Genomic DNA, 8,659 nt, shown 5'->3' on the forward strand with positions numbered 1-8,659 from the left:
GCCAGTCAGTTAAGGCTTTTTTGTAGGAGCGAGGGGGACGCCTAGTTCTTGCTCGCGAAAAACGCACAGGCGCCGCGTTGATTCAGGAAGTACGCGTTATCGTTGACGTTTTTCGCGAGCAAGCTCGCTCCTACCGGCGTTAGGGCACGCCTCCACCCGATAGCTGTTTTCCTGTTGGTGCATAACCGGACTTTGAAATCCCTTTTTAAGTGCGAAAAATCCCCGTTTTCGCGGTTTATTTATATCTAATGCACCATTTAAATTCACAAAGGCGACATTTTGCCCTGTCGCGGTGCGACATGAATTGATAAAGTCCGGCTCAATCTCATTCAAAAACAATCAATTTGCCGAGACTTTTCATGATCGAATCCGTCGAATCCTTCCTCGCCCGCCTCAAAAAACGCGACCCCGACCAGCCGGAATTCCACCAGGCGGTAGAAGAAGTCCTGCGCAGCCTGTGGCCGTTTCTCGAAGCCAATCCTCACTACCTGGCTTCGGGCATCCTGGAGCGCATCTGCGAGCCGGAGCGTGCGATTACCTTTCGGGTTTCGTGGGTGGATGATCACGGCAAGGTCCAGGTCAACCGCGGATTCCGCATCCAGATGAACAGCGCCATCGGCCCCTACAAGGGCGGCCTGCGCTTCCATCCGTCGGTAAACCTGGGCGTGCTGAAGTTCCTCGCCTTCGAGCAGACCTTCAAGAATTCCCTGACCTCGTTGCCCATGGGCGGCGGTAAAGGTGGCTCGGACTTCGACCCCAAGGGCAAGAGCGACGCTGAAGTCATGCGTTTCTGCCAGGCGTTCATGAGCGAGCTGTACCGCCATATCGGCGCGGACGTGGACGTTCCGGCTGGCGACATCGGTGTGGGCGCTCGCGAGATTGGTTTCCTGTTCGGCCAGTACAAACGCCTGAGCAACCAGTTCACCTCGGTGCTGACCGGCAAGGGCATGACCTACGGCGGCAGCCTGATCCGCCCTGAAGCCACCGGTTTCGGTTGTGTGTACTTTGCTGAAGAAATGCTCAAGCGCGACGGCCTGCGGGTTGAAGGCAAGCGCGTGGCGGTGTCCGGCTCTGGCAACGTGGCGCAATACGCGGCGCGCAAGGTCATGGACCTGGGCGGCAAGGTGATCTCCCTGTCCGACTCCGAAGGCACCCTGTACGCCGAAAGCGGTTTGACCGAGGAACAATGGTTGGCGCTGCTGGAAGTGAAAAACGTCCAGCGCGGTCGTATCAGTGAACTGGCCGAACGCTTTGGCCTGGAATTCCGCAAAGGCAAAACCCCTTGGGAGCTGGCCTGCGATATCGCGTTGCCTTGTGCCACCCAGAACGAACTCGACGCCGAAGCGGCCCGCACCCTGCTGCGCAACGGCTGCATCTGCGTGGCCGAAGGCGCCAATATGCCGGCGACGTTGGAGGCTGTGGATATCTTTATCGAGGCGGGCATCCTGTTCGCCCCTGGCAAGGCGTCCAATGCCGGTGGCGTGGCGGTGAGTGGCCTGGAAATGTCGCAGAATGCCATGCGCCTGCTATGGACCGCTGGCGAAGTGGACAGCAAGCTGCACAACATCATGCAGTCGATCCACCACGCCTGCGTGCATTACGGTGAGGAGAACGGCCGAGTCAACTACGTGAAGGGTGCAAACATCGCGGGCTTCGTGAAAGTTGCCGACGCGATGCTGGCGCAGGGCATCGTCTAGGCTTCGGGCTCGATAAGCACTACTTCGATCAACTGGTCGCCGACGGGGCGCTGCCACACTACCTCGTCGCCCACCTGGGCGCCGAGCAAGGCGCGGCCCAGGGGCGAACCCCAGTTGATCAACCCAGCGTGGGCATCGGCCTGGTCTTCGCCCACCAGCTGGATGCGTTGTTGTTGGTCCTGTTCATTGGCGAAGGTGACCCAGCTGCCGATCTGTACCTTGTCGGTGGAGGTGGCCGGCGCAACCACTTGGGCGCTCTGCACCCGCTGGTTGAAATAACGCAAATCCCTCTCAAGGTCAGCCTGGCGCTGCTTGTCGGCCTGTTCGCCCTTGGCGGATTCGATGCTGTAGGCCTGCTGCAACTGCGCGACCTTGGTCTGCAACTGCGCCAACCCTTGCGCGGTGAGGCGGTTGGGTTGCGCGCTGACCTGGCGTTCTACCGGCAGATCGGCCTGGGCGGCTGCGTTGTCTTCGTTTACAAAAGCTCGGCTCATGACGTTCTCCCTCTATGGAGCTTGGGCCATGGTCGCCGCGCTTTAGTTTCGATGGATATCTGAAAGCGACCTATTGCGAGCGATAAGCCCTGCCCGCGTCGCGGTCTTTCTCCTGCTGCCAGGCGCGCTCGCGTTCATCCCAGTGATTGTCCTTGTAGTCACGCAACTCTTCGTTTTCGCGCATGGCCTTGCACTGGCGGAAACCATCTTCCCAGCCTTCTGCATACAGACGGTCTTTCAAATAGCGTGGCACGTTCTTGCGAAATGCCCCGGTGATCACCCCGGCAGCCTGGCGACCGCTGCTGCAACCGTCATCAAAACCATCGGCAAATGCCGGTGGATACCCCTTGGCCAGCAACTCCTGATGGGTTGATTGGCAACCCGACATCACCACCACTGCACACAGCATCACTGCATACCGCCACATCGCTTGCTCCCTGGCCGTTTCACGGCTGATACGGGAAGTCTAGATAGGGATTTGTCGGGGCGGTGTGAAAGGGCGGTGAGAAATGTGTTGGCGGTAGGGGATGACGTCGATGGCAACGAGAAGCGCTGCCCGTGTGGCAAGCCCTAATGCCTGTCAGTTAAGAGATAGAACGAGCAAACACTAAGTAACCTGTGGCGAGCGGGCTTGCCCCGCGTTGGGCTGCGCAGCAGCCCCAAAACCTGGCGATTTAATATGCCTGGATAAACGCGGTGGCCTTATTGGGGCGGCTTCGCAGCCCAACGCGGGGCAAGCCCGCTCGCCACAGTTTCAGTGTTCCGCCTTAACTGACTGGATTAGCTGTGCGGCTCTGCCGCTTTTGTCAGGACCGCATGTTCCGCCAATTCCTGCTGTATAAACGCCGCGATCATCGCGCGATAGACCTGTTCGGTCACCTCGGGATTGGCGTCCACGGTCTGCGCCAGGTCCCGCACCTTGGCGATCACCTGTTCCACCCGCTGCGGGGCCTTGACGCCATCGGTGTCTTTTTTGAAGCGTGCGGCCTGGGAGACGTAGCGGCCGCGCTCGGCCAGCAGGGTGACGATTTGCTGGTCGAGGCGGTCGATGTTGTCGCGGACTTGTTCAAGGGTGGTGCAGGTAACGGCCATGTTGAGTGAACTCCTGATTGTGCGGGCAATGCTAACAAAAAAATCTGGGGGCCAATCCCCTGCCACATTTTTGAGCATCGCCAGGCTTTAATCAGTAGTGATACCACTTCACCTCAAGCATCACTTCATTCACCGGCGTCGATAAGTGACTGTACTCACGCTGGGCACTCAGGCGCAGGCCGAGGTTGCGTGACAGTTCCCACTGTTGGTTCAAGCTGAGGCTGCGGCGCACTTCGCCATTGGTGAAGAAATCACCTTTGGCTTCCAGGCTCAGGTTGCCCAGCGGGTTTTTCCACAGCACGCCAGTATTGAAGCCGGCAGCGGGGGAGATGGCTTCGCTGAAGTCGTTGTTGTGTTCCACGCGCACGGTGCCAAGGGCAAAGCCGAGCATGTCATCGCTCAGTTGCCAGGTGCCACCGGCGCCACCGTTGACGTGGGCCACGAGGGTTTCGTCGTCGTGTTTGCCCGGTACGCGCTCCAGGCCGCCGGTGACTTGCCATGACCACGGTTGCAGCAACGCGTTGCGAGGCGTCAGCGAGCGGATGGTGGCCAGGTCCAGTTGCTGCAGTTGCCAGTGGTTGCCTTCGTACTGGCGCAGTTTCATTTGCAGGATTTCAATCTGCGCGCCGAGGGGGAAACCTTCTGCGTTGTCGTTGAGGTCGTGGTAGGCCATGCGCAGGCCGTATTCGCCGAAGGTCTTGTCACCACGGGTACCGATGCCGGCCTGCCAGGTGCGCGACTCGTGGCCGTTCTCGGGCAGGCCGGGGCGCTCGACCTTCAGGTCGGGCGCGGGGTTCTGGTTGATCGCGCGCAGCAATTCGAAGCTGCGCTGGGAGCGTTCGGTGTCGCGCTCCAGGCCGTTGGCGCGGTAGCGGCCAAGGCGGTAGGCGGCGTCGATGATCAGGGCCTGGCGTTCGCGGGGCAGGGCTTTGAACGCAGGCTCCTGCAATTGCTTCTGGTCATCGCTGACTTTCAGTACCCATTGCTGTTCATCGCGGTCCAGCGGCTTGGCGCGTTCGAGCAGCTCGCGCTCACGGGACGGCCGGTAGTCGATTTTCTCGACCAGCCCGGCCTCTTTCACCGCCTTGACCGTGTCGGTCGGGATCGCGGTGAGCGGGAACTGTTCAGTCAGGCGCAGGCCGGGTCGGGCCACTTGCAGCAGTTCGAGCAGGCGATAAGAGCAGTTTTCGTCGAAGAAGAAGTAGTCGAACTGGATCTGCTTGAGTTCCCACACGTGCTCGACCATGCGCTTGGTCTCGACTTCAGTGAGGTTCAGGCGGTACTCCCACAGGTCACGGTTTTCCAGGCTGCGGTATTCGGAGAGTTTTTCCTGGTAGGGCACCAGTGCGAACAGGCCTGGGTAGCCGCCCATCAGGCCCTTCCAGGCATAGAGGATGCTGTTGTCCGAGCCTTCGATATAGGCGCCGAAGTTGATCGCGTAGCTGAGCAGGGCGGTGTTGTTGCTTTGTACATCCGCCTGGTCGATGCGCAGCAAGGTGTGGCCGAACATGGAGGACGGGCTGTTGAGGTAGGCCGCCGGGAAGATCATCACCGCGCTGTGGGGGGCGACATCCTTGAACCATTGCTTGAATTCGGTGCAGTCCAGCGCGGGCAGGTCGGTCAGTTGCAACTGATCCTTGAGCCAGCGGGTACGTGCGGGGTAAACGCATTGGGCGTGTTTTTCACCCAGGCTGGCCGGAGCGTACAGCGCTTCAACGGTGGCCTTGAGTTCGGCGTCCGGGTGGTGGGCGCCATCGGATGCGAGGAAGAACTTCTTGTCGCTGACATAGCTGCGCCAGCCGCTGATCTTGCCGGCTTCGTAATGGCCCAGGGACAACCAGAACGGATCATTGGCCAGTTGCTGCAAACGTTGGTCATCAATGTGCGGGGCCGCGTACAGCGGGGCGCAGGCGAAGAGTGCCATCCAGGCAAAGCGTTTGAGCATAGGGGCAACTTAAGTCGGGAAAAGTAAGACCCAAGGGGGGGCGGGTCCAAAATTAAAACCCGCGCCTTGGAGGGCGCGGGCAGGTCGAGCTTAAGCCTGGGTAGCGTATTTCGCCAGACGGGCATCACTTTTCAGTACAGCCAGGGTGTTGTTGTGCACGTCGTCAGCGGTGACGTCAGCCTTGCTGAAGATTTGCTGGAAGTGCTCGTGGGTCACGGCCGCGAAGTGTTCGCGATCTTCTGGGGCAACGCCCAGTACCACGGCGTAGGTGGTCAGTGCTTCACCATTGCCCTTGGCCATGTCTTCGGACAGCTCGTTCATCATGCCATTCATGGCAATCCAGGACTTGCCGCCGTAGGTCAGGGCGCTGTTGGTGCTGCAACCGTTGGTGCCCGAGGTCATGCCGAAGGTGGCGTTACCCGAAGTACCGTTGGTGGTGGACGCCAGGAAGTGCGCTGGAGTACCGCGCTGGCCTTCAAACAGCATGTTGCCCCAACCGCAGTTCGGGCCGCCTGGTGCTTCAGCCATTGCATTGAGGGAGACGACGGTGAAGAGAGTACCGAGAAGGATCCGTTTCATAGCTTTTTTCTCTTTGTGTGCAAACCAATGGACAAGGGTTCAGGCACTTCATAGCGCCTTAGGGGCCAGTTATTAGTCCGGCCCGCGCAGTTTGGAGTTTAGGCAGGTTCCAGGGGTTCCGTGATTTTTTATAAAACAATCAGAGTTGTCGCGTTTTTTTTGTAGGGCGCATGCCGTGTCCAGGCTTTCACAAAAAGCGCGCCTTGCCAGAGCGCGCAACCGGGAGCCAGAATGCCGTCATCTGCCCCGCCTGATGTAAGGAAGCCCGATGCCTGATCCTGTTGCTGCCAGCCTGCGTCTAGCGCCCGAAGCGCTGACTCGCCCTTTCTCCGCTGAACAGTTCAGCTTCTCCACCACCAATGACTTGGAGCCCTTTCGCGGTGTGCTTGGCCAGGAACGTGCGGTTGAAGCCTTGCAGTTTGGCGTGGCCATGCCACGCCCCGGTTACAACGTGTTTGTCATGGGCGAGCCGGGCACCGGCCGCTTTTCGTTCGTCAAACGCTACCTGAAGGCCGAAGGCAAACGCCTGCAGACCCCGGCAGACTGGGTCTACGTGAACAACTTCGATGAGCCCCGCGAACCGCGTGCGCTGGAACTGCCTGCGGGCGGCGCGGCGGCGTTCATCAGCGATATCAACGGCTTGATCGACAACCTGGTGGCGACCTTCCCGGCGGTCTTTGAGCACCCGACGTACCAACAGCGCAAAAGTGCGATCGACCGTGCCTTCAACCAGCGCTACGACAAGGCCCTGGACGTGATTGAACGCCTGGCCCTGGAAAAAGACGTGGCGCTGTACCGCGACAGCTCCAACATCGCCTTCACCCCTATGCTCGACGGCAAGGCGCTGGACGAGGCCGAGTTCTCGCAGCTGCCGGAAGTCGATCGCGAGCGTTTCCACACCGATATTTCCGAACTGGAAGAACGCCTCAACGAAGAGTTGGCCAGCCTGCCGCAATGGAAGCGCGAGTCCAACAACCAACTGCGCCAGTTCAACGAAGAAACCATCACCCTGGCCCTCCAGCCGTTGCTGTCGCCGTTGTCGGAAAAGTACGCGGAGAACGCCGCTGTGTGCGGCTACCTGCAAGCCATGCAGGTGTACTTGTTGAAGACCGTGGTCGAGCAATTGGTGGACGACGCCAAGACCGACGCCCAGGCCCGCAAGCTGCTCGAAGAGCAGTACTGCCCGAGCCTGGTGGTGGGGCATCCGGTCAATGGCGGCGCGCCGGTGGTGTTCGAACCGCACCCGACCTACGACAACCTATTCGGCCGTATTGAATACAGCACCGACCAGGGCGCGCTCTACACCACCTATCGCCAGTTGCGCCCGGGGGCCTTGCATCGGGCCAATGGCGGGTTCCTGATCCTGGAGGCCGAGAAAATGCTCAGCGAGCCGTTTGTGTGGGACGCCCTCAAGCGTTCCCTGCAGTCGCGCAAGCTGAAGATGGAGTCGCCCCTGGGTGAGCTGGGCCGCCTGGCGACCGTGACCCTTAACCCGCAGATGATCCCGTTGCAGGTCAAGGTGATCATCATCGGTTCACGCCAGCTGTACTACGCGTTGCAGGACGCCGATCCGGACTTCCAGGAGATGTTCCGCGTCCTGGTGGATTTCGACGAAGACATCCCGATGGTCGACGAAAGCCTGGAGCAGTTCGCCCAGTTGCTCAAAACCCGTACCTCGGAAGAAGGCATGGCGCCCTTGACGTCGGACGCGGTGGCGCGGCTGGCTACCTACAGTGCTCGGCTGGCGGAGCATCAGGGGCGGTTGTCGGCGCGCATTGGTGACTTGTTCCAGTTGGTGAGCGAGGCGGATTTCATTCGTCACCTGGCGGGTGACGAGATGACTGATGCCGGCCATATCGAACGCGCGCTGAAGGCCAAGGCCACGCGCACCGGGCGGGTGTCGGCGCGGATTCTCGACGACATGCTCGCCGGGGTGATCCTGATCGACACCGCCGGCGCGGCCGTCGGCAAGTGCAACGGGTTGACGGTGCTGGAGGTCGGTGATTCGGCGTTTGGCGTGCCGGCGCGGATTTCCGCCACGGTCTACCCAGGCGGCAGCGGCATTGTCGACATCGAGCGTGAAGTTAACCTCGGCCAGCCGATTCACTCCAAGGGCGTGATGATCCTGACCGGGTACCTGGGCAGCCGTTATGCGCAGGAATTCCCGCTGGCGATTTCCGCGAGTATCGCGCTGGAGCAGTCCTACGGTTACGTGGACGGCGACAGTGCGTCCCTGGGCGAGGCGTGCACCTTGATCTCGGCGCTGTCGAAGACGCCGCTCAAGCAGTGCTTTGCCATCACCGGCTCGATCAACCAGTTTGGTGAAGTGCAGGCGGTGGGCGGGGTCAACGAGAAGATCGAAGGCTTCTTCCGCCTGTGTGAGGCACGCGGTTTGACCGGCGAGCAAGGGGCGATCATTCCCCAGGCCAACGTCGCCACGCTGATGCTCGATGAGAAGGTGTTGCAGGCCGTGCGTGCCGGGCAATTCCACATCTACGCGGTGCGTCAGGCGGATGAGGCCTTGAGCCTGCTGGTGGGCGAGCCGGCCGGCGAGCCGGACGCTGAAGGGCAATTCCCCGAGGGCTCGGTGAATGCGCGGGTGGTCGAGCGTTTGCGTGCGATTGCCGAGATGATCAGCGAGGAGGACTTGAAGGAGGCTGAGAAAGAGCTGGCGCAGCATGCACTGGCGGAAGCCAAGCCGACTTAATGGGCTTTGTGGCGAGCGGGCTTGCCCCGCGTTGGGCTGCGCAGCAGCCCCAAAACCAAGCGACGCAACCTGACTGGCACACCGCGGCGGTCTTACTGGGGCTGCTGCGCAGCCCAACGCGGGGCAAGCCCGCTCGCCACAAAAA

Annotated in this window: 7 protein-coding genes; 2 read left to right on the forward strand and 5 right to left on the reverse strand. The window is 60.7% G+C overall.

The window, feature by feature from the left end; genetic code table 11:
• Positions 1–359: 359 nt before the first annotated feature.
• A complete protein-coding gene (gene gdhA / locus ACODSV_RS35230) occupies positions 360–1,697 on the forward strand; it encodes an NADP-specific glutamate dehydrogenase (protein ID WP_024077494.1) in 1,338 nt (445 codons plus the stop codon).
• Here the strand turns inward: gdhA and ACODSV_RS35235 are convergent.
• The 5 genes from ACODSV_RS35235 to ACODSV_RS35255 form a co-directional block, all read right to left on the reverse strand.
• Positions 1,694–2,191 (reverse strand): GreA/GreB family elongation factor, encoded by a 498-nt coding sequence (locus ACODSV_RS35235; protein ID WP_150055987.1) that lies wholly within the window; start codon positions 2,189–2,191, stop codon positions 1,694–1,696. The genes gdhA and ACODSV_RS35235 overlap by 4 nt on opposite strands.
• Positions 2,192–2,261: 70 nt before the next feature.
• A complete protein-coding gene (locus ACODSV_RS35240) occupies positions 2,262–2,618 on the reverse strand; it encodes a hypothetical protein (RefSeq protein ID WP_150055988.1) in 357 nt (118 codons plus the stop codon).
• Positions 2,619–2,971: 353 nt separating this feature from the next.
• Positions 2,972–3,283: a chorismate mutase gene (locus tag ACODSV_RS35245; RefSeq protein ID WP_024077491.1), complete on the reverse strand. Its 312-nt coding sequence runs from the start codon at positions 3,281–3,283 to the stop codon at positions 2,972–2,974.
• 91 nt (positions 3,284–3,374) lie between these two features.
• On the reverse strand, positions 3,375–5,228 hold the full coding sequence (locus ACODSV_RS35250) for an Lnb N-terminal periplasmic domain-containing protein (protein ID WP_150095256.1): 1,854 nt from the start codon (positions 5,226–5,228) through the stop codon (positions 3,375–3,377).
• A gap of 90 nt (positions 5,229–5,318) precedes the next feature.
• Positions 5,319–5,807: a DUF3015 domain-containing protein gene (locus ACODSV_RS35255; RefSeq protein WP_016973832.1), complete on the reverse strand. Its 489-nt coding sequence runs from the start codon at positions 5,805–5,807 to the stop codon at positions 5,319–5,321.
• Between the two features lie 268 nt (positions 5,808–6,075).
• On the opposite strand from ACODSV_RS35255, the gene ACODSV_RS35260 reads away from it, so the two are divergent.
• Entirely contained in the window at positions 6,076–8,514 is a 2,439-nt protein-coding gene (locus ACODSV_RS35260) for a Lon protease family protein (RefSeq protein ID WP_024077489.1), read from the forward strand.
• Positions 8,515–8,659: the final 145 nt, after the last annotated feature.

It is taken from the genome of Pseudomonas sp. FG86 (assembly GCF_057808775.1).